At 60.0% G+C, this 21,176-nt stretch carries 18 protein-coding genes; 11 read left to right on the plus strand and 7 right to left on the minus strand.

The window, feature by feature from the left end; translation table 11 throughout:
- Positions 1-4: 4 nt before the first annotated feature.
- Positions 5-1,036, minus strand: a complete 1,032-nt coding sequence (locus tag AC0Z5Z_RS09760) for an amino acid ABC transporter substrate-binding protein (RefSeq protein WP_016771583.1) — start codon at positions 1,034-1,036, stop codon at positions 5-7.
- A gap of 468 nt (positions 1,037-1,504) precedes the next feature.
- Between AC0Z5Z_RS09760 and AC0Z5Z_RS09765 the strand changes: the two genes are divergently transcribed.
- From AC0Z5Z_RS09765 to AC0Z5Z_RS09785, 5 genes are all read left to right on the plus strand, one after another.
- Positions 1,505-2,161, plus strand: coding sequence for an alpha/beta hydrolase (locus AC0Z5Z_RS09765; protein ID WP_056783069.1), 657 nt, complete (start codon positions 1,505-1,507; stop codon positions 2,159-2,161).
- 96 nt (positions 2,162-2,257) lie between these two features.
- Entirely contained in the window at positions 2,258-3,736 is a 1,479-nt protein-coding gene (gene rhlB / locus AC0Z5Z_RS09770) for an ATP-dependent RNA helicase RhlB (RefSeq protein ID WP_056783067.1), read from the plus strand.
- Between the two features lie 117 nt (positions 3,737-3,853).
- Entirely contained in the window at positions 3,854-4,798 is a 945-nt protein-coding gene (locus AC0Z5Z_RS09775; protein WP_485610996.1) for an ornithine cyclodeaminase family protein, read from the plus strand.
- A 150-nt stretch (positions 4,799-4,948) separates the two neighbouring features.
- A complete protein-coding gene (locus AC0Z5Z_RS09780) occupies positions 4,949-6,076 on the plus strand; it encodes an NAD(P)/FAD-dependent oxidoreductase (RefSeq protein ID WP_315435695.1) in 1,128 nt (375 codons plus the stop codon).
- A gap of 84 nt (positions 6,077-6,160) precedes the next feature.
- Positions 6,161-6,787, plus strand: coding sequence for a helix-turn-helix transcriptional regulator (locus tag AC0Z5Z_RS09785; RefSeq protein ID WP_016771588.1), 627 nt, complete (start codon positions 6,161-6,163; stop codon positions 6,785-6,787).
- 101 nt (positions 6,788-6,888) lie between these two features.
- Here AC0Z5Z_RS09785 and AC0Z5Z_RS09790 read toward each other — a convergent pair whose 3' ends face one another.
- The 6 genes from AC0Z5Z_RS09790 to AC0Z5Z_RS09815 all read right to left on the minus strand — a co-directional run bounded on the left by AC0Z5Z_RS09790 (position 6,889) and on the right by AC0Z5Z_RS09815 (position 12,145).
- The gene (locus AC0Z5Z_RS09790) at positions 6,889-7,665 is read right to left on the minus strand and encodes an ABC transporter substrate-binding protein (protein ID WP_252868833.1); all 777 of its coding nucleotides are present in this window, start codon (positions 7,663-7,665) and stop codon (positions 6,889-6,891) included.
- Positions 7,666-7,927: 262 nt separating this feature from the next.
- Complete coding sequence (moaE, locus tag AC0Z5Z_RS09795) at positions 7,928-8,380, minus strand: molybdopterin synthase catalytic subunit MoaE (protein WP_016771590.1); 453 nt, start codon at positions 8,378-8,380, stop codon at positions 7,928-7,930.
- A 2-nt stretch (positions 8,381-8,382) separates the two neighbouring features.
- On the minus strand, positions 8,383-8,625 hold the full coding sequence (locus AC0Z5Z_RS09800) for a MoaD/ThiS family protein (protein WP_024011686.1): 243 nt from the start codon (positions 8,623-8,625) through the stop codon (positions 8,383-8,385).
- Positions 8,622-9,095: a cyclic pyranopterin monophosphate synthase MoaC gene (gene moaC, locus AC0Z5Z_RS09805; RefSeq protein ID WP_041479492.1), complete on the minus strand. Its 474-nt coding sequence runs from the start codon at positions 9,093-9,095 to the stop codon at positions 8,622-8,624. Before moaC ends, AC0Z5Z_RS09800 begins: the two co-directional genes overlap by 4 nt.
- Before the next feature lie 240 nt (positions 9,096-9,335).
- The gene (locus AC0Z5Z_RS09810) at positions 9,336-10,730 is read right to left on the minus strand and encodes a PhoH family protein (RefSeq protein WP_485610997.1); all 1,395 of its coding nucleotides are present in this window, start codon (positions 10,728-10,730) and stop codon (positions 9,336-9,338) included.
- A gap of 338 nt (positions 10,731-11,068) precedes the next feature.
- A complete protein-coding gene (locus AC0Z5Z_RS09815) occupies positions 11,069-12,145 on the minus strand; it encodes a polysaccharide deacetylase family protein (protein ID WP_370695134.1) in 1,077 nt (358 codons plus the stop codon).
- A gap of 363 nt (positions 12,146-12,508) precedes the next feature.
- On the opposite strand from AC0Z5Z_RS09815, the gene yaaA reads away from it, so the two are divergent.
- The 6 genes from yaaA to AC0Z5Z_RS09845 all read left to right on the plus strand — a co-directional run bounded on the left by yaaA (position 12,509) and on the right by AC0Z5Z_RS09845 (position 21,176).
- A complete protein-coding gene (gene yaaA, locus AC0Z5Z_RS09820; protein WP_150636190.1) occupies positions 12,509-13,288 on the plus strand; it encodes a peroxide stress protein YaaA in 780 nt (259 codons plus the stop codon).
- 809 nt (positions 13,289-14,097) lie between these two features.
- On the plus strand, positions 14,098-15,414 hold the full coding sequence (locus AC0Z5Z_RS09825; RefSeq protein WP_016771595.1) for a nucleotide sugar dehydrogenase: 1,317 nt from the start codon (positions 14,098-14,100) through the stop codon (positions 15,412-15,414).
- 79 nt (positions 15,415-15,493) lie between these two features.
- A complete protein-coding gene (alg8, locus tag AC0Z5Z_RS09830; protein WP_162098720.1) occupies positions 15,494-16,975 on the plus strand; it encodes a mannuronan synthase in 1,482 nt (493 codons plus the stop codon).
- 35 nt (positions 16,976-17,010) lie between these two features.
- Positions 17,011-18,180, plus strand: coding sequence for an alginate biosynthesis protein Alg44 (locus tag AC0Z5Z_RS09835; RefSeq protein WP_024011680.1), 1,170 nt, complete (start codon positions 17,011-17,013; stop codon positions 18,178-18,180).
- A gap of 9 nt (positions 18,181-18,189) precedes the next feature.
- On the plus strand, positions 18,190-19,698 hold the full coding sequence (algK, locus tag AC0Z5Z_RS09840) for an alginate biosynthesis TPR repeat lipoprotein AlgK (protein ID WP_177342702.1): 1,509 nt from the start codon (positions 18,190-18,192) through the stop codon (positions 19,696-19,698).
- Complete coding sequence (locus AC0Z5Z_RS09845) at positions 19,695-21,176, plus strand: alginate export family protein (RefSeq protein WP_041479487.1); 1,482 nt, start codon at positions 19,695-19,697, stop codon at positions 21,174-21,176. Before algK ends, AC0Z5Z_RS09845 begins: the two co-directional genes overlap by 4 nt.

Genomic DNA, 21,176 nt, shown 5'->3' on the forward strand with positions numbered 1-21,176 from the left:
ACCATTAGCGCACTGGTGGTGCGTACTGAATGCCGCCGTTGTTCCACAGGGCGTTCAGGCCACGGTCGATTTCCAGCGGAGTGCTCTTGCCGAGGTTTTTCTCGAAGATTTCGCCGTAGTTGCCGACCTGCTTGACGATCTGCACAACCCAGTCTTTCGGCAGTTTCAGGTCTTTGCCGTATTCGCCGTCAGCACCGAGCATACGGGCCACGTCCGGGTTCTTGGTGGACTTGGCTTCAGCTTCGACGTTCTTCGAAGTGATGCCGGCTTCTTCGGCATTGAGCAGCGCGTAGCCGACCCAACGCACGATGGCCAGCCACTCGTCGTCGCCGTTACGTACGACCGGACCCAGTGGTTCTTTGGAAATGGTTTCCGGCAGAACCACGTAGTCCTTCGGCGAGGCCAGCTTGCTGCGCTGGGCGAACAGCTGGGACTTGTCGGAGGTCAGCACGTCGCAACGACCGGATTCCAGCGACTTGGCGCTTTCATCGGAGGTGTCGAAGGTGATCGGGGTGTATTTCAGACCGTTGCCACGGAAGTAGTCGGAAACGTTCAGTTCGGTGGTGGTACCGGCCTGGATGCAGATGGTCGCGCCGTCGAGCTCTTTGGCACTTTTCACGCCCAGCTTGTTGTTTACCAGGAAGCCGATGCCGTCGTAGTAGGTGATGAAGCCCGGGAATTTCAGGCCCATGCCCGCGTCACGGGAGCTGGTCATGGTGGTGTTGCGCGACAGGATGTCGATCTCGCCGGACTGCAGCGCGGTGAAGCGCTCCTTGGCGTTCAACTGGCTGAACTTGACCTTGTTGGCGTCGCCGAAAACGGCTGCGGCCACAGCGCGGCAGACGTCGGCGTCGATGCCGAGAATCTTCCCGGTCGCATCCGGTACCGAGAAGCCCGGCAGACCGTCGCTCACGCCACACTGCACGAAACCTTTTTTCTGTACCGCATCCAGGGTTGCACCCGCCTGAGCGAACCCGCTGACGCCGAGTACTGCTGCAGCAGTCACGACCGCCAGAGTGGATTTCAACATCTTCATTCAAACCTCCAGTTTTGCTCTTGTTGTGTCGGAGCTTGAGTCCAGTCGCACCCTTTTGAGGCGTTGTTGACCCGTGTTGGCTTTTTTTGGGGTCAACCGACGTAAGACCTTCGCTATGAGTCTAGTAGGAGAAAATCCACATCATGGATCACTCACTTCTCACCAATCGGCCGAACGGGCTGTAGCCCTTTCACGTTCGCTAAGCCCGTAGCGGCCATTGGCGAACATCCATCACCGGATTCGTTGCTATCCCATCACGCGACTGACACTGATAGTGTTACCGCCACGAGTAGGACGCTTCGTACGCAAACCTCCATAGCAAACGCCGTACCACACCGCTTGCGAAAGTGATTGCGCGACACGTCAATAGCTAAACTTGTAACCTTGCGACATCTTGTTAACGGATCAACCGGGCGCGCACTTCAATCACGCACTCAATGAGAGCGCCCGCACATTTTTGGAGCAGACATGACCGAGCCCTTGATTCTTCAGCCTGTTAAGCCCGCAGACGCCTGCGTGATCTGGCTGCACGGCCTCGGCGCCGACCGTTACGACTTCCTGCCGGTGGCCGAGGCGTTGCAGGAAAGCCTGCTGAGCACGCGTTTTGTGCTGCCGCAGGCGCCGACGCGTCCAGTGACGATAAATGGCGGATATGCCATGCCCAGCTGGTACGACATCAAGGCCATGAGCCCGGCCCGGGCGATCGACCGTGACCAGTTGGAAGCTTCGGCAGAGCGCATCATCGAACTGATCGAAGCCGAGCGCGCCAGCGGAATAGACGCCTCGCGGATTTTTCTCGCCGGTTTTTCCCAGGGCGGCGCGGTGGTTCTGCACACCGCATTTCTGAAGTGGCAGGGGCCGTTGGGTGGGGTGCTGGCGTTGTCTACTTACGCACCGACATTCAGCGACGAACTGGAGTTATCCGCCAGCCAGCAGCGCATTCCGGTGCTATCGCTGCACGGCCAGTTCGATAACGTGGTGCAGAACTCGATGGGCCGCAGTGCTTACGAGCATTTGAAGAAGCATGGTGTCACCGTGACATGGCAGGAATACCCAATGGAGCACGAAGTGTTACCTGAAGAGATTCGCGACATTGGTGTCTGGTTGAGCGAACGACTGCGCTGATTGTCGACCAATCCCTGCCCATTGATCCCTCCTACTACGCCGCGCCCGATTCTTGCATTACACTGGCCGGCGTACATTCCTTAACCAATTGATGAGATGACCGTGCTCAAAGCACTCAAGAAAATGTTCGGTAAAAGCGAGGCTGAGCAGCTCGCGCCAGTTCCCAGTGCGCCGTCGCACGCCCCCGGTCATCGCGCCGATGCCCCGCAGGCCGACCGCCCCGCTCCCGCAGCCGCACCGAAGCCCGAAGAAAAACCCGCTGCGGCCGCGCCAATGGCCGTAGAGCCTGCACCCGGCGAAGCGCCGAAACCGGCCAGACCGCGTCGCGAACCGAAGCCCAAGGCACCGGTCATTCCATGGAAACTCGAAGACTTCGTCGTCGAGCCACAGGAAGGCAAAACCCGCTTTCACGATTTCAAGCTTGCCCCGGAACTGATGCACGCCATCCAGGACCTGGGCTTTCCGTACTGCACGCCGATCCAGGCGCAGGTGCTGGGCTTCACCCTCGCCGGCAAAGACGCCATTGGCCGCGCGCAGACCGGCACCGGCAAGACCGCCGCGTTCCTGATCTCGATCATCACCCAGTTGCTGCAGACGCCGCCGCCGAAAGAGCGCTATATGGGCGAGCCGCGTGCGCTGATCATCGCGCCGACCCGCGAACTGGTGGTGCAGATCGCCAAGGACGCCGCTGACCTGACCAAATACACCGGCCTCAATGTCATGACGTTCGTCGGCGGCATGGACTTCGACAAACAGCTCAAGCACCTCGAAGCGCGGCATTGCGACATCCTCGTCGCCACGCCGGGCCGCTTGCTCGACTTCAACCAGCGCGGCGATGTGCACCTGGACATGGTCGAAGTGATGGTCCTGGACGAAGCTGACCGCATGCTCGACATGGGTTTCATCCCGCAGGTACGGCAGATCATTCGCCAGACCCCGCCGAAGTCCGAGCGCCAGACCCTGCTGTTCTCCGCGACCTTCACCGAAGACGTGATGAATCTGGCCAAGCAATGGACCACCGACCCGGCGATTGTCGAAATCGAAATCACCAACGTCGCCAACGAGAACGTCGAGCAGCACATCTACGCCGTGGCCGCTGCCGACAAATACAAGCTGCTCTACAACCTGGTCAACGATAACGGTTGGGAGCGGGTCATCGTGTTTGCCAACCGCAAGGACGAAGTACGCCGCATCGAAGAGCGTCTGGTGCGTGACGGCATCAACGCCGCGCAACTCTCCGGTGATGTGCCGCAGCACAAGCGCATCAAGACTCTGGAAGGTTTTCGCGAAGGCAAGATCCGCGTGCTGGTGGCCACCGATGTCGCCGGTCGCGGCATCCACATCGACGGCATCAGCCACGTGATCAACTTCACGCTGCCGGAAGTCCCGGACGACTACGTGCACCGCATTGGCCGTACCGGTCGTGCCGGCGCCGATGGCGTGTCGATCAGCTTTGCCGGCGAGGACGACTCCTACCAGTTGCCGTCGATCGAAGAAAAGCTTGGTCGCAAGATCAGCTGTGAAACCCCGCCGACGCATCTGCTGCGTGCGGTTGAGCGCAAGCGTCCACAGTAAGCCCCGCCATATGAAAAAGCGCAGCCGGAAACGGACTGCGCTTTTTTTATGCCCGATGGTTGCTCACCAGAACTAAAAGTCCATAATGGAAAAATAAGTTTAGTTTTGGAGCGCGAAATGTCCAGTACGCCCTATGTGATCGATCAAGCCCAGGCCCATGAGCTGTTGGCGCGTATCGATGTTCCGCAAATCCTGCGCAAGCTGTTCCGCGATCTGGCGGCCGGGAACGCCGTGCAGCCGGCGCAGCAATGGGTCGAGTTTCCGCAGGGTGCCGGCGACTTCATCAATTATCTGGGCGTGCTGGCCGAGGACGGCGTGTACGGAGTGAAGACTTCGCCGTACATCGTCCGTGAGCAGGGTGCGCTGGTGACGGCGTGGACCCTGCTGATGTCGACGAAAACCGGTCAGCCGCTGCTGCTCTGCGATGCCGGCGAACTGACCACCGCGCGCACCGCCGCGACCACGGCCGTGGCGGTCGACGCCCTCGCCCCGTTGAATGCCCAGCGACTGGCGATCATCGGCAGCGGCAAGGTTGCTCAAGCGCATCTGCATTACGCCAAAGCGCTGCGCGACTGGAAGAGCATCAGCCTGTATTCGCCGTCGCTGCTGGAAGATGCGCAAACACAGGCCGAGTTGAAGTGCATTGTGCCGTCAGTGAAGATTGCCGACAGCCTTGAGACCGTCACCGCCGATGCGGATGTGATCATGCTCTGCACCTCGTCGGCCGGGCCGGTGATTGATCCTGCAACGTTAAGCAAACCGGCGCTGATCACCTCGATCAGCACCAACGCCCCCCGCGCCCATGAAGTACCGCCGCAAAGTCTCAACGACATGCAGGTGTTCTGCGACTATCGTCTGACCACGCCGGGTTCGGCAGGTGAGATGCTGATTGCCGCCGAACAGCATGGCTGGAACAAGGATTCGATTGTCGGCGACCTCGCCGACTTGCTCAGCGAAAAAGTGCCGCGCCCGGGTTACGACCGTCACGTGTTCTTCCGTTCAATCGGCTTGGGCCTGGAAGACATTGCCCTCGCCAATGCGGTTTATCACTTAACCCACTAACGCCAAAAATCCCCTGTGGGAGCGAGCCTGCTCGCGAATGCGGTCTGACATTCAGCGAAGATGTCGACTGATACACCGCTTTCGCGAGCAGGCTCGCTCCCACAAGGGACTAGCGAACGCCTTGATATTGCGTACCCACTGGAGACCTACATGAACCACGCAGATTTCATCATCATCGGCGGCGGGATTGCCGGCGCTTCCACCGGGTTCTGGCTGGCGCCGCACGGCAAAGTGATCGTGCTCGAGCGTGAAACCCATCCCGGCTATCACTCCACCGGTCGCTCCGCCGCGCTGTACACCGCCGCCTACGGCACCGCACAGGTCCGCGCACTGACTCAGGCGAGCCGCGCGTTTTTCGACAGTCCTCCGAGCGGCTTTTGCGAGCACCCGCTGCTGACTCCGCGCGGCGAAATGACCGTCGACTTCATCGGTGATCCCGCCGAACTGAACAATCAATACCTCAGCGCCAAAGCCACCGTGCCGCAGATGCAACTGCTCAGCGCCGACGAAGCCTGCGCGCGTCTGCCGATCCTGCGCCGGGAAAAAGTCCACGGCGCGATCTACGACCCATCGGCCTGCGACATCGACACCGACGCGCTGCATCAAGGCTACCTGCGCGGCATCCGGCGCAACCACGGCGAAGTGCGCACCGATTGCGAAGTGCTCGGCTTGAGCCGCGATGCCGATGGCGTGTGGATCGTGCAGACCAATGGCGAGACGTTCAGCGCACCGGTGCTTATCAACGCCGCCGGTGCGTGGGCCGACAAGATCGCTGCCCTGGCCGGTGCGCAGCCGCTGGGTCTGCAAGCGAAACGCCGCGCCGCATTTATCTTTGCCGGCCCGGAAGGCGTGGACACTCATCATTGGCCAATGCTGGTCAGCCTCGACGAATCCTTCTACATGAAGCCCGACGCCGGCATGTTCCTCGGCTCGCCCGCCAACGCCGATCCGGTCGAACCGCACGATGTGCAGCCGGAAGAACTCGACATCGCCATGGGCATTTATCAGATCGAAGAGGCCACCACGCTGACCATCCGCCGTCCGACCCGCACCTGGGCCGGTCTGCGCAGTTTCGTTGCCGACGGTGATTTGCTCAGCGGCTTTGATCCGCAGGTGCCAGGGCTGTTCTGGGTCGCCGCGCAGGGCGGTTACGGCATTCAGACGTCGCCGGCGATGGGCCAGGCCAGTGCGGCGCTGGTGCGCGGCGAGCCATTCCCCGAGCACCTGCATCAATTCGGCCTGGACAGCGCCATGCTCTCCCCGGCCCGACTGGCTTGATCGCATCGACTCGTCCAAAAGATTGCGGCACACTCGCAGCGCCCCGGCACAAGGGGCGCTGACGCTGCCTGGAGCTCCACTGTCATGACTGCCCCTGAATTCGACCCGGCGCTGGATAACTTCCGCGCCATCGCCGACGCCATCGCCACGCTGTTCTTTCCACATGCCGAGGTGGTGCTGCACGACCTGCGCACGCAGAAGGTCGACTACATCGCCAACAACCTGTCCAAGCGCGAGATCGGCGACGACTCGTCACTGGAAGACATGCTCAGCGAGGATGTCAGCGACAGGAACATCGGCCCGTACGAAAAGCTCAACTGGGACGGTCAGAAAATTCGCAGCCTGAGCACCGTGCTGCGTGACAGCGAAAGTCGGCCGCTGGCGGTGCTGTGCATCAATCTGAATATTTCCCTGTTCGAGAACGCCAAAGCGGCGCTGGACCTGTTTCTCTCGCCGAGCAAACTGATTCCGCAGCCGGACTCACTGTTCCGTGATGACTGGCAGGAACGCATCAACACCTTCCTCCACGCCTGGTTGCGCGAGCGGCAGTTGAGCCTGAACCTGCTGACCCGCGATCACAAACGCGAACTGGTGCTGGCGCTGCACGCCGAGGGCGCGTTCAAGGGCAAGAGCGCCTCGAACTACGTGGCCAATGTGCTGAACATGGGGCGGGCGACGGTGTACAAACATTTGAAGGAATTGAAGGGCTGAAGATTTGCATCGCTAGCGCTGGCCTCTTCGCGAGCAGGCTCGCTCCCACATTTGGAATGCGTTACCCCTGTGGGAGCGAGCCTGCTCGCGAAAGCGCTTGATCAATCGCCGTAGATATCGGTCTTGAAATACTTCTCGGAAATCTTCTGATACTCGCCATTCGCGCGAATCCCGTCGATGGCGCGGTTCAACTGGCTGACCAGTTCACCGTTGCCCTTGCGCACGGCAATCCCCGCACCCTCGCCGACGTACTTCGGATCCTTCAGCTCCGGCCCGACAAACTCATAACCCTTGCCACGCGGCATCGACAGAAAGTCATTGAGCGGGATGGTGTCGGCGAAAATCGCATCGAGGCGCCCCGCCGCCAGGTCCATGTAGATTTCTTCGTTGTTGCTGTAGCGCTTGACGTTGATGCCCTTGGGTTCGAACACCTCGGTGGCATAACGATCGGTGGTGGTCGCGCGCTGCACGCCGACGTTCTTGCCTTTGAGGCTGGCGTACTGATCATCCACCGTCGCGCCTTCCTTCATGACCAGACGCGAAGAAGTGAAATAGTACTTGTGGCTGAAATCCACCGACTTCTTGCGATCTTCGTTGATGGTCATCGACGACAGCGCCATGTCGATCTTCTTCACTTTCAGCGAAGGAATCAGCCCGTCGAACTCACCTTCAACCCACACGCACTTGACCTTCATCTGCGCACACAGGGCATTGCCGATGTCGTAGTCGAAACCGACGATTTCACCTTTATCGGTTTTCGACGCGAACGGCGGATAGGCCGCTTCGATGCCGATACGCAGGGTTTTCTCGGCGGCGAAGACGCTGGAGCAGGCCAGCAGACTGAGAGCCAGACCGGTGATGAGGGGAAGTTTCTTCATGTTCGTTCTCTCGCGGGTTGTTGTTGGTTTGGCGAAGAAGAGCAGCTACAAGCGGCAAGCTGATAGCTGCAAGACAGAAGCTTTTTTGTACTTGGAAATCCATACTGGACTCTCAGGTACAAATCGTCAATCGGGTAGAGAGGGAAGGATTTTCGGTGTCACAGATGACGCCTTCGCGAGCAGGCTCGCTCCCACAGGGGAACGCTTTCCAATTGTGGGAGCGAGCCTGCTCGCGAAGACTGACCGGAGGGCGCTACAGAAACTACTTCTTCCAGCGATCCGCAGCCGCATGATCACTGTCACGCCCTTCGACCCAACGCGGGCCGTCACTGGTGTTTTCTTTTTTCCAGAACGGCGCGCGGGTTTTCAGGTAGTCCATGACGAAGGCGCAGGCGTCGAACGCGGCCTGGCGATGGGCGCTGGCGGCACCGACGAATACGATCGGCTCGCCCGGCTCCAGCGCGCCGATGCGGTGCAGCACTTCCAGTTTCAACAGCGGCCAGCGCTGCTCGGCTTCGACGGCGATCTTGCCGAGGGCTTTTTCGGTCATGCCCGGATAGTGCTCAAGGAACATCCCGGCCACGTCGAGCCCGTCGTTGAAGTCGCGCACGTAACCGACAAAGCTCACCACCGCGCCCACACCGACATTGGCCGCGTGCATCGCATTGACTTCAGCGCCCGGATCGAACGGCGTGGCCTGCACGCGAATCGCCATGCTCAGCCTCCGGTCACGGTGGGGAAAAACGCCACTTCATCACCATCGACAACTGGCTCGTCGAGCTGGCAGAGGTCTTCGTTGCGTGCGCACATCAGGTTCTGCTCGCTCAGCACTTCGGCGCCATCACGTTCTGCCAACAGTGCCCGAACGTCATCGACGGTGGCGAAATCGCCTTCAACCGCAACCGAATCCACGCCCAGCGCTTCACGGTAGCGGGCAAAAAATTTCACGGTCAGTTTCATGGCTGCTCCGCCTGGAAGTGGCCGCTCTTGCCGCCGACTTTCTCCAGCAGACGCACGCTTTCGATGGTCATGCCCCGGTCGACGGCTTTGCACATGTCGTAAATGGTCAGGGCGGCGACGCTGGCGGCGGTCAGCGCTTCCATCTCGACGCCGGTCTGCCCGGACAGCTTGCAGCGGGCGACGATACGCACGCTGTCATCGCCTTCGGCGCTGAGTTCGACTTTGACGCCGGTGAGCATCAGCGGGTGGCACAGGGGAATCAGATCGCTGGTCTTCTTCGCCGCCTGAATTCCGGCAATGCGCGCCACGGCGAACACATCACCCTTGGGATGACCGCCGCTGACGATCATCTGCAAGGTTGCGGGGAGCATGCGCACCAGCGCTTGAGCGGTCGCTTCACGGAACGTCACGGCTTTTTCAGTGACGTCGACCATGTTGGCGCGACCTTGGGAATCGAGATGAGTCAGCACGGGATTACTCCTGATCAGGAGCGTGGATTGTAAACCTGTGGGTCAGATATCCGCATCACTGATTATGAAATCACCGTTGCCCCCTGTGGGAGCGAGCCTGCTCGCGAAAGCGGATTCAGATTCACTATAGATGTCGACTGATACACCGCATTCGCGAGCAGGCTCGCTCCCACAGGAGATATTCATTTATCCATAAAAAAACCGGGCGGCTTTAAGGGCCGCCCGGTTCTGGGTGAAAGGTTACAGATGCGATTCGGCGTATTCGGCCAGGATCGAGCGAGGCACCCCTTGCAGGGTGATGTGCACACCGTTGGGGAAGTCCTTGAAACGTTCGGTCAGGTAGGTCAGCCCGGAGCTGGTCGCGGACAGGTAAGGGGTGTCGATCTGCGCCAGGTTGCCCAGGCACACCACTTTGGAACCGGCGCCGGCACGGGTGATGATGGTTTTCATCTGGTGCGGCGTGAGGTTCTGGCATTCGTCGATCAGGATCAGGCTCTGCTGGAAGCTGCGACCGCGAATGTAGTTGAGCGATTTGAACTGCAACGGCACTTTGCTGAGGATGTAGTCGACGCTGCCATGGGTGTTTTCGTCATCCATGTGCAAGGCTTCGAGGTTGTCGGTGATGGCGCCCAGCCAAGGCTCCATTTTTTCCGCTTCGGTGCCGGGCAGGAAGCCGATTTCCTGGTCCAGACCCTGCACGCTGCGGGTGGCGATGATGCGGCGATAACGTTTGCTGACCATGGTCTGCTCGATGGCAGCGGCCAGCGCCAGAATGGTTTTACCGGAACCGGCGGCGCCGGACAGGTTGACCAGATGAATTTCCGGGTCAAGCAACGCGTACAGCGCCAGACTCTGATAGATGTCGCGCGGCTTCAGGCCCCAGGCCTCCTGATGCAGCAGTGGCTCCTGGTGCAGGTCGAGGATCAGCAGGCGGTCTTCCTGGATTTCCTTGATCCAGCCGACAAAGCCCTGCTCGTCGATGATGAACTCGTTGATGTGCACGGCCGGCAGGTTGTCGATCAGTTGTACCTGATGCCAGGTGCGGCCGTGGTCCTGACGGGTTTCGACCTTGCTCACGCGGTCCCAGAAGGAGCCGGTCATGTTGTGGTAGCCGTTGGGCAGCAGGGACACGTCATCGACCAATTGGTCGGTGCTGTAGTCCTCGGCGTCGATCCCACAGGCGCGCGCCTTGAGGCGCATGTTGATGTCTTTGGTGACCAGCACCACCGGTTTTTGCGGATCGCGGGTATGCAGATCAATCAGTTGGTTGATGATTTTGTTGTCGTTCAGATGCTCGGGCAGAATCAGGTTCGACTCGGCCTGCTTGCTCATCAGAATTGACAGCAAGCCCTTTGGCCCGCCCTTGCCGCGCTGGATCGGCACGCCCAGTTCGACGTCCTCGGGGGACGCATCGCCCAGGGTCTTGTCGATCAGGCGGATCGCCTGACGGCATTCAGCGGCCACGCTGTGATGGCCGCTCTTGAGCTTGTCCAGCTCTTCCAGCACGGTCATCGGGATGGCGACGTGGTGTTCTTCGAAATTCAGCAGGGCATTTGGATCGTGAATCAATACGTTGGTATCGAGTACATACAGGATTGGCTGGTTGGAGGAAGGGCTGCGTCCGTGATCATCCATACTCGGTCACCTTTGTGGGAGCCATTCGACGCAATACCGTGACAGTGCTGCGCCTCGAGGTGACTGCCGAATTCATCCACGAGGGCCTGGATGAACTGCACACAATAGGAGTCTGGGAAGACGCCACCTGTGTTGCAGGTTTCGGCGGTCTGTCTTCGTAATACTCCAAAACCGATGACATAAAAAAGCTCTTTGACGGTTTTTTTAAGTTTATTTTGCAGAGTGACGAAAAGCCCTTGGCGGACTCCCCGTACCCCGCTAAAGTCGGAAGTCCGCCCGCATCGAATTCCTCCTGAAAATCACCCAAAGCCCAATGTTTACGGGCTTTTTCTCATTTCTCAACGAAACGCGTCCTGACAGTCTTCCCAGCCGATGCCGCTCTGCGCAGTCTGGGTGATCAGCCACGGCAGGGACGTCTTCACCGCATCCTGTTTCATGTTGAAATTGATCACCCCGTGCCGCCACAGCAGCATCAGGGTCAGCACCCGCTGCGCGCTTGCAGGGCCTTTGAGTTTGCCGGCACCGTCCTGGGCATCGATGTCCCACAGCGCCACTTGCAGGCCCTGGCTATTGAAGAAACCTTGTGCGTCACTGCGGCGCTGGCCATCCGGCGGACGGAACAGCGGCACGTAGTTTTCCGGCAGTTTGTTCTTCACCAGATCGGCGCTGCGCCGCACCGAATCCTGCCAGTCCTGCCAATGGCTGTGAGAGCGGAACTCCCAGCCCTGCACGCCAACGCACTGCCGGGAGAAACTCGCCTGCAGGCTGCTGACCGAACGGCCAGCGAGTCGCGCCTGAATATCCTTGCCCAGTACAAAGAATGTCCCGCTCAGATTAGATTTTCGCAGGTATTCGGTCAGCCAGTCGGTGTTGTCCGGTTGCACGTTGGCGGCGCTGTCGAACGTCAGCAGAAACAGCCGGTCGTGCATGTCGTCGCCGTTGCGCTCGTAGTCGCCGAAACGATCGAATTCGTTACTGGTTTGCGGTGACAGCGCGGCCTTGCGCATCAGCTCGTCGAGGTACTGCAAATGGAAGATCCGGCTCGGCTCGGCCCACTTGGTGTAATAGCTGTCGTCGCTGACGACGAACTTGGCCGCCTGCTCGCGCAGGGTCGGCAGGTCTTCGACGAGGAAGCAGAACGAGGCGTCCTGATCGCAGCTTTGCTGGGCGTGGTTGTAGTTGGCGAGCAAGCGCTGCCAGAGGCGCTGGCGCAGCTGATTGACCGCATCGATATTGACCGTGCGCAGGCCCAGGCGCTGGGCCAGTGCCGCCTCGTCGATGGACTCGGTGCCGAGCAGGCCGCGAGCGAACATGAGGATTTCCGCCCGCGACGCGACGTCGAACAGGGTCGGGTTGCTGAGCTGCTCCGGCCAGGTCGTGCGATCCAGCGTCGCCGCATCACCGGGCGCCGCCATGGCGCCGAAGCTCAGCAGCCACGCGGTGAATAAAAGAACAATGCGCAAAGGGATGTCTCCATAACAAAACCCGCGCGGCACTATAGCTGATCCTGTCCTATTCCCCTCAGCCACGGATGATCGTTCCCACGCTCTGCGTGGTAACGCCTCCCCGGACGCTCCGCGTCAGACGACTGTGACGCAGAGCGTCAAGGGCTGCATTCCCACGCGGAGCGTGGGAACGATCATGTGAATCCGCTTTCGCGAGCAGGCTCGCTCCTACAAGGGGTTTGAGTTAAGCCGTCGATCACCTATGGGCTTGATAGCTGGAGTCAACCCGGACAACCCCCTAGAATCGCCCCCACGATTAAAGGAGACGACTTCATGCTGATGGTGATTTCCCCCGCCAAGACCCTCGACTACGAAACACCGCCGGCGACCCAGCGCTTTACCCAGCCGCAGTACCTCGACCATTCCCAGGAATTGATCCAGCAGTTGCGCGAGCTGAGTCCGGCGCAGATCAGCGAGTTGATGCACGTGTCCGACAAGATCGGTGGCCTCAACGCCGCGCGTTTCGGCAGCTGGACACCCGCCTTCACCCCGGAAAACGCCAAGCAGGCCCTGCTCGCCTTCAAGGGTGACGTGTACACCGGCCTGGATGCGCAGTCCTTCAGCGAAGCGCAATTCGATTACGCGCAAAAGCATTTGCGCATGCTCTCCGGCCTTTATGGCCTGCTGCGGCCGCTGGACCTGATGCAACCCTATCGCCTGGAAATGGGCACCAAACTGGCCAACGGCCGTGGCAAGGATCTGTATGCGTTCTGGGGTACGCGCATCAGCGAGTGGCTGAATGAAGCGCTGGCCGATCAGGGCGATGACGTACTGCTCAACCTTGCATCCAACGAATACTTTTCTGCGGTCAAGCGCAGCGCGTTGAAGGCGCGGATCATCAATACCGAGTTCAAGGATCAGAAGAACGGCCAGTACAAGATCATCAGTTTCTACGCGAAGAAAGCGCGCGGCCTGATGAGCCGTTTTGTGATCCAGGAACGCATCAACGACCCGGCTCAGCTCAAGCAATTTGATGTACAGGGTTATCGCTACAGCGCCGAACAATCGAAACCTGACAATCTGGTGTTTTTGCGCGACCACGCCCCGGAATAAAGCATGCCCTTTGCACGACTCTTTTCCTCCAGAGTCGTGCAGTCCGCCCGAAGTCAAAATCCCCCTGCGACATATCGCCAAATTCATGGCGCCAATAAAACCACACTCTATTTTCTAATTTTAGTTTCACTCGACACTGAAGTTTTTTTTCAGTAGTGGCACCTAAATTTTTTACCCGTAGTGGCACAAAACTATCGACCCCGGTTTCACCCCGATAACTAAAGGGCGAAATCGTTAGTGCTATCAATTTGCACCCAGTGCCATCTTCATCAATATTTCAAAAAATTTCGGCTGGCACGATGAGCGGGCTGGAACTATGTCCAAATGCGTTGCTCATACCACCGGTAACGATTCTCGCCGAGTTTGTACGAGATAACTTACGCAGAGCTGATAGCCATGTAACCAAGTTGTCACAGCAACTTGCCTGAGTGACTAACTAGTCTCAAAACAATCGAAGGACAGGAGATACGCACCATTAATATCCCCTACAAAGGCCAAGGCCGCGCCCCTATAAACGTGCTCGCCTGAGCACCTAACTGCTTGATTTACCGGCCCCCTACCGGACGTCGAGCAGGCTACACGACTGCACTAGAGTCTTCCCGCACGGAAGATCGGCTGCATAACAGGGCAAGTCATAACAACAAGGCCTAGTTGCGCACATCTTGAGTGCACTTATTAGACACTCGGAACTTTGTATGCCTGCACACGGCATTGTGGCGCCTGTAAGCCGCACTTCCGAGTGCACTAGTGACCGCTGAACACCATTAACTCCGGCCTTCTAAGGCCTGATATATACAGAGGTAATTGCGATGCGCATCAGCATATTTGGTTTGGGTTACGTTGGCGCAGTATGTGCCGGTTGCCTGTCTGCACGGGGCCATGACGTAGTTGGCGTCGATGTTGCCAAAGACAAGATCGACATGATTAACGCCGGCAAATCGCCGATCGTTGAACCGGGCCTGGGTGAACTGTTGCAACAGGGTATCCAGACCGGTCGTCTGCGCGGCACGACCAACTTCGCCGAGGCGATTCGTGATACCGACCTGTCGATGATCTGCGTCGGCACGCCAAGCAAAAAGAACGGCGACCTGGAACTGAACTACATCGAGGCCGTGTGCCGCGAGATCGGTTTTGTCCTGCGTGAAAAAACCACCCGCCACACCATCGTCGTGCGCAGCACCGTGTTGCCAGGCACCGTGGCCAACGTGGTCATCCCGATTCTGGAAGACTGCTCCGGCAAGAAAGCCGGCGTCGATTTCGGCGTTGCGGTCAACCCGGAATTCCTCCGCGAATCCACCGCCATCGCTGACTACGATCAGCCACCGATGACCGTTATCGGCGAGTTCGATACCGCCTCGGGCGACGTTCTGCAATCGCTGTACGAAGAACTCGACGCCCCGATCATCCGCAAGGACATCGCCGTTGCCGAGATGATCAAGTACACCTGCAACGTCTGGCACGCGACCAAAGTGACCTTCGCCAACGAGATCGGCAACATCGCCAAAGCGGTCGGCGTCGATGGTCGTGAAGTGATGGAAGTGGTTTGCCAGGACAAGACTCTGAACCTGTCCCAGTACTACATGCGCCCGGGCTTCGCCTTCGGCGGTTCGTGCCTGCCCAAAGACGTACGTGCGCTGACCTACCGCGCCGGTTCCCTGGACGTCGAAGCACCGCTGCTCAACTCGCTGATGCGCAGTAACGAATCGCAAGTGCAGAACGCTTTCGACATCGTTGAAAGCCATGAAAAACGCAAAGTCGCCCTGCTCGGTCTGAGCTTCAAGGCCGGCACCGACGACCTGCGCGAAAGCCCGCTGGTCGAACTGGCGGAAATGCTGATCGGCAAGGGTTACGACCTGAGCATCTACGACAGCAACGTCGAATACGCCCGTGTCCACGGTGCGAACAAGGACTACATCGAATCGAAGATTCCGCACGTATCGTCCCTGCTCAACTCCGACTTCGACTCGGTGATCGATAACTCCGACGTGATCATCCTCGGCAACCGCGACGAGAAATTCCGTTCGCTGGCCCAGGAAGCGCCGCAGGGCAAGCAAGTCATCGACCTGGTGGGCTTCATGTCCAAGGCCACCAGCGCCGGTAGCCGCACCGAAGGCATTTGCTGGTAAGGCAAGCCTCAAGCTTCAAGCCGCAAGCAAAAGCAACACGCTTGCGGCTTGAAGCCTCCATCACCTTCGGATGACGGTTATGACCAAGCTCAAACATTTTTTTCTGCAATCAGCCGGCTGGCTTTTTTATCTCAGTCTGCTGATGGGCCTGGCCTTGATGCTGCCCACGTCCACATTCGACTCCGAGTCGAAGGACTTCATTTTCCTGATTGGCGCCGTGGGTATCTGGCGCTACTCGATGGGTGCAACGCACTTTGTGCGCGGCATGATTTTTCTCTACATCGTTTACCCGCACCTGCGTCGCAAAGTACGCAAGCTGGGTAAAGCGGCCGATCCGTCGCATGTGTTTCTGATGGTCACCAGCTTTCGTATTGACGCGCTGACAACCGCGCAGGTCTACAGCTCGGTGATCCGCGAAGCCATCGACTGCGAACTGCCGACCACCATTGTCTGCTCGATCGTGGAAATGTCCGACGAGCTGCTGGTCAAGGCGCTGTGGGCACGGATGAATCCGCCGGAGCGGGTCAAGCTCGACTTCGTACGAATTCCCGGCACCGGCAAGCGCGATGGTCTGGCCTTCGGTTTCCGCGCGATCTCCCGTCACCTGCCGGACGACCGTGCCGTGGTGGCCGTGATCGACGGCGACACCGTGCTCGGCGAAGGCGTCGTGCGCAAGACCGTGCCGTGGTTCCAGCTGTTCGGCAATGTCGGCGGCCTGACCACCAACGAGTTCTGCGAAGTGCGCGGCGGTTACATCATGAGCGAATGGCACAAGCTGCGTTTCGCCCAGCGCCACATCAACATGTGCTCGATGGCCCTGTCCAAGCGCGTACTGACCATGACCGGTCGGATGTCGGTGTTCAAAGCCTCCGTGGTGACCAATCCGGAGTTCATCGCCGACGTTGAAAGCGACTCGCTGCAACACTGGCGTCTGGGCCGCTTCAAGTTCCTGACCGGCGACGACAAGTCGAGCTGGTTCAGCCTGATGCGCCTGGGTTACGACACCTTCTACGTGCCGGATGCCGCGATCAACACCGTTGAACATCCGCCGGAAAAGAGCTTCATCAAGGCCAGCCGCAAGCTGATGTTCCGCTGGTACGGCAACAACCTGCGCCAGAACTCGCGTGCACTGGGTCTGGGTATCCGCCGCCTCGGCGCGTTCACCTCGGTGGTGCTGTTCGACCAGCGCGTGTCGATGTGGACTTCGCTGCTCGGCCTGACCGTCGCACTGATCGCCAGCTTCAAGTACGGCACCGCGTTCATCCTCGTGTACCTGCTGTGGATCGGTATCACCCGCCTGATCCTGACGCTGTTGCTGTCGTGTTCCGGTCACCGCATCGGCCCTGCTTACCCGGCGATTCTGTATTACAACCAGATCGTTGGCGCCCTGGTGAAGATCTACGTGTTCTTCCGCCTCGACCAACAATCCTGGACTCGCCAGCCCACATCCCTGACCCGTGATCTCGCCAGCTTTCAACGTTGGTTCAACACCTGGTCGTCTCGGACCATGACCTTCTCCGCCGGCAGCATTTTTGTCGCCGTGCTGCTGATGATGGTCTGACCCGCTCCTATTGAATTAACAAGGAAATCGCCCCTATGAATACCGCCGTCAACGTCAACGTAGTGCATGAATCCGAAGCCCAGCGCCAGCACGCTCGCGTGAAAATCCCGGCCAAGCTGCGTTTCTTCGGCCCTGACCGGACTCCGCTCGAAGCGCGGGTCCTCGATCTGTCGGCTGGCGGTCTGGCGTTCAACGCCGGGCAGATGCCGCTGACCATCGGCGAGGTGTACAAGGCGCGTCTGCAATTTGTCATCGACAACCTCGGCCTGGCCATGGACGTTGAACTGCAGGTGCGTTCCTTTGACCGCGCCACCGGCCGCGCCGGCTGCCAGTTCCAGAACCTCGAGCCGCAGGACATTTCCACCCTGCGCCACCTGATCACTTCGCACCTGGCCGGCGACATCGTCAGCATCGGCGAAGTGCTGGCGACCCTGCAGCGCGACAACTTCACCAAGGCGCGCAAGAACAAGACCAACGACACCGGCATGACCCCGTTCGGCCGCCTGAAAGCCGTGACCTTCAGCGCCGGTATTTTCGCTGTTGGTCTGGTCGCCGCCGGTTTCATCTTCAAGTCGGTGTACGGCATGTACTTCGTCAGCCACGCCCAGGCCGGTCTGGTCAGCGTGCCGGGGATGAACATCACCATGCCGCGTGACGGCACCGTACAGAGCCTGGTCAAGTCCGACGGCGTTGCCGCCAAAGGCGCACCGCTGGCGACCTTCAGCACCAGCATGCTCGACGTGCTCAAGGGCCATCTGGCCGAAGACCAACTGGCCCCGGCCAAGGTTGAAGAACTGTTCGGCAAGCAAATGACCGGCACCCTGACTTCGCCGTGCGACTGCACCGTGGCCCAGCAACTGGTGGCTGACGGTCAGTACGCGAGCAAGGGCGACGTGATCTTCCAGTTGGTGCCGCGCAACACCCAGGCCAACGTTGAAGCACGCTTCTCCTATCGCCAGTTCGGCGACGTGCGTCCGGGCACCCCGGTGAGCTTCCAGATCGCCGGCGAAGACAAGACCCGCACCGGCAAGATCGTCAGCAGCACGAGCCTGAAGAGCGCCGACCTGTCCTCCGACATCCGCGTGCAGATCCAGCCTGACGAGCCGCTCGACAGCAGCCTGGCCGGCCGCCCGGTTGAAGTGAACAGCGACCGTGGCCCGAACCTGAACTGGCTGATCGACAAAGCCATGGCTGCCGGTCTTTAAGTCGAGGACATGCCTGTGACTACGCATAACTTGAACACACCGCCGACCCTGTGGGAGCGAGCCTGCTCGCGAAAGGGCCAGCGCGGTTTGTCTGAAGTACCGAGTCGACTGCTTCGCGAGCAGGCTCGCTCCCACATGGGATTGATGGTGTGCTCGCTGGCACTGGCAGTTTCTCTGGCCGGTTGCGCCGGGCTGCCCGATCAGCGTCTGGCCAACGAAGCGCTCAAGCGTGGCGACACCGCCACCGCTGCGCAGAATTACCAGCAACTGGCCGATCTGGGTTACAGCGAGGCGCAAGTCGGCCTGGCCGATATCCAGGTCGACAGCCGTGACCCGGCGCAGATGAAACAGGCCGAGGCGACTTACCGCGCAGCGGCCAGCGTGTCGCCGCGTGCCCAGGCACGTCTCGGTCGTCTGCTGGTGGCCAAGCCGGGCTCCACCGAAGCCGAGCACCACGAAGCCGAAACCCTGCTGAAAAAAGCCGCCGCCAATGGCGAAGGCAACACGTTGATCCCGCTGGCGATGCTGTACCTGCAATACCCGCACAGCTTCCCCAACATCAACGCGCAGCAGCAGATCGATCAGTGGCGCAAGTCGGGCTACCCGGAAGCGGGTCTGGCGCAGGTGCTGCTGTATCGCACCCAAGGCACTTACGACCAGCATCTGGATGACGTGGAAAAGATCTGCAAGGCCGCGCTCAACACCACTGACATCTGCTACGTCGAACTGGCCACCGTCTACCAGAAACGTGGCCAGGCGGACCAACAGGCCGAGCTGATCAAGCAGATGCAGGCCGGTTACAGCCGTGGCACCGTCACCGCGCAGCGTGTCGACTCAGTAGCCCGCGTGCTGGCCGATTCGACCCTGGGCAAGACTGACGAAAAAACCGCGCAGGCGCTGCTCGAGCCGATCGCTCCGGGCTACCCGGCATCGTGGGTCACCCTCGCCCAACTGCTTTACGACTTCCCCGAACTGGGCGACGTCGACCAGATGATGAAGTACCTGGACAACGGTCGCGCCGCCGACCAGCCGCGCGCCGAACTGCTGCTGGGCAAGGTCTACTACGAAGGCAAAATGGTCCCGGCCGATGCGAAAGTCGCCGAGGAACACTTCCAGAAAGCCGTTGGCCGCGAAGTCGCCGCCGACTACTACCTCGGCCAGATCTACCGTCGTGGCTACCTGGGCAAGGTCTATCCGCAGAAGGCTCTGGACCACCTGCTGACCGCTGCGCGCAACGGCCAGAACAGTGCCGACTTCGCCATCGCCCAGTTGTTTTCCCAAGGCAAGGGTACCAAGCCCGACCCGCTGAACGCCTACGTATTCAGCCAACTGGCCAAGGCGCAGAACACCCCGCAAGCCGATGAACTGGCAGCGACACTCGAGGCGCAATTGCCGCCCGAGCGCCTGCCCGAAGCCCGCCGCCTGTTGCAACAGGAACAGGCCAGCCGTGGCGCCCTGAACTCGAACACGCTGCAACTGCACGCCCTGCAAGAAGAAGACGGCGAGGAAAAACTATGAAGCTGAACCCATTCGTGAAGGCCGGTATTGGCCTCACCTTCGCGCTGATCTGGTCTTGCCCGACACTGGCTGCGATGACTGAAACCAAGAACTTCGGTCTGGAAGTGAAACTCACCGGCCAGTCCGAAGACGACCGTGACCTCGGCACTGCCGGCGGCGGTGACGTCAATGGCGTGGGCCTCGACCTGCGTCCGTGGATCTACGGCGAAAGCGGCGCGTGGAGCGCCTACGCGATGGGTCAGGCGGTGACCTCGACCGACATCATCGAGACCGACACCCTGCAACAATCCGACGGCGAACAAGCCACCGACAACAGTGATCGCAAAACCAAGAAGAACTACCTGGCGATGCGCGAGTTCTGGGTCGGCTACAGCGGCCTCACCCCGTACCCAGGCGAGATGCTCAAGTTCGGTCGCCAGCGTCTGCGCAATGACGACGGCCAATGGCGTGACACCAACATCGAAGCGCTGAACTGGACCTTCGACACCACCCTGCTGCGGGCCAATGCCGGTGTTGCCGAGCGTTTCAGCGAATACCGCACCGACTTGAAAGAGCTGGCGCCGAAAGACAAGGATCGCCTGCACGCCTACGCCGACGCTGCTTACCAGTGGACACCGGGCCAGTGGGTCGGCATTCGCGGCCACCACACTCACGATGACGGCAAACTCGATTACGCCGAGCCGGGCGTCCCGCGCGACTCGCTGGACAAGACCGAGAACGGCGACATCAGCTGGATCGGCCTGACCGCTGACAGCGACGCCTACAACTGGCGCAACACCAACACCGTCAACTACTGGGGCAGCATCACCGGCATGAGCGGCGACCGCGACACGGTCAACGCGCTGAACGCCGACGGCACGCGCCCGACACAAGCCAAGCGCAGCGATGACATCAGCGGCTGGGCAGCCGATGTCGGCGTGCGTCTGCGCCTCGATCCGCAGTGGCAAGTCGGCGGTGCCTACGCCCGCGCCAGTGCCGATTACGAACAGAACGGTCTGGAGAGCAACCGCTCCAACTACACCGGTACCCGCTCGCGCGTGCACCGTTTCGGCGAAGCGTTCCGTGGCGAAATGAACAACATGCAGACCGCCACCCTGTTCGGTTCGTGGATGGTCAACGACGAGTACGACGCCAGCCTGATCTACCACAAGTTCTGGCGTGTCGACGGCAACAAGCCGGTCGGCAGCAACGGCATCAATGCGGTGGAAAACAACACCGACGACGTCACCGGCGCGATCCTCTCCAGCACATCCTTGCCGCTTGAAGATGGCAACAAGGACCTGGGTCAGGAAATGGACCTGGTCGTCACCAAGTACTTCAAGCAAGGCCTGTTGCCGGCGGCGTTGAGCCAGTCGATCGACGAGCCTTCGGCACTGGTGCGTTTCCGTGGCGGTGTGTTCAAACCGGGCGACGCCTATGGCAGCCAGGTTGATTCCTACATGCACCGCGCATTCATTGACGTGATCTGGCGCTTCTGA

It is taken from the genome of Pseudomonas sp. 1L-E-NC-VB-C3 (assembly GCF_057291535.1).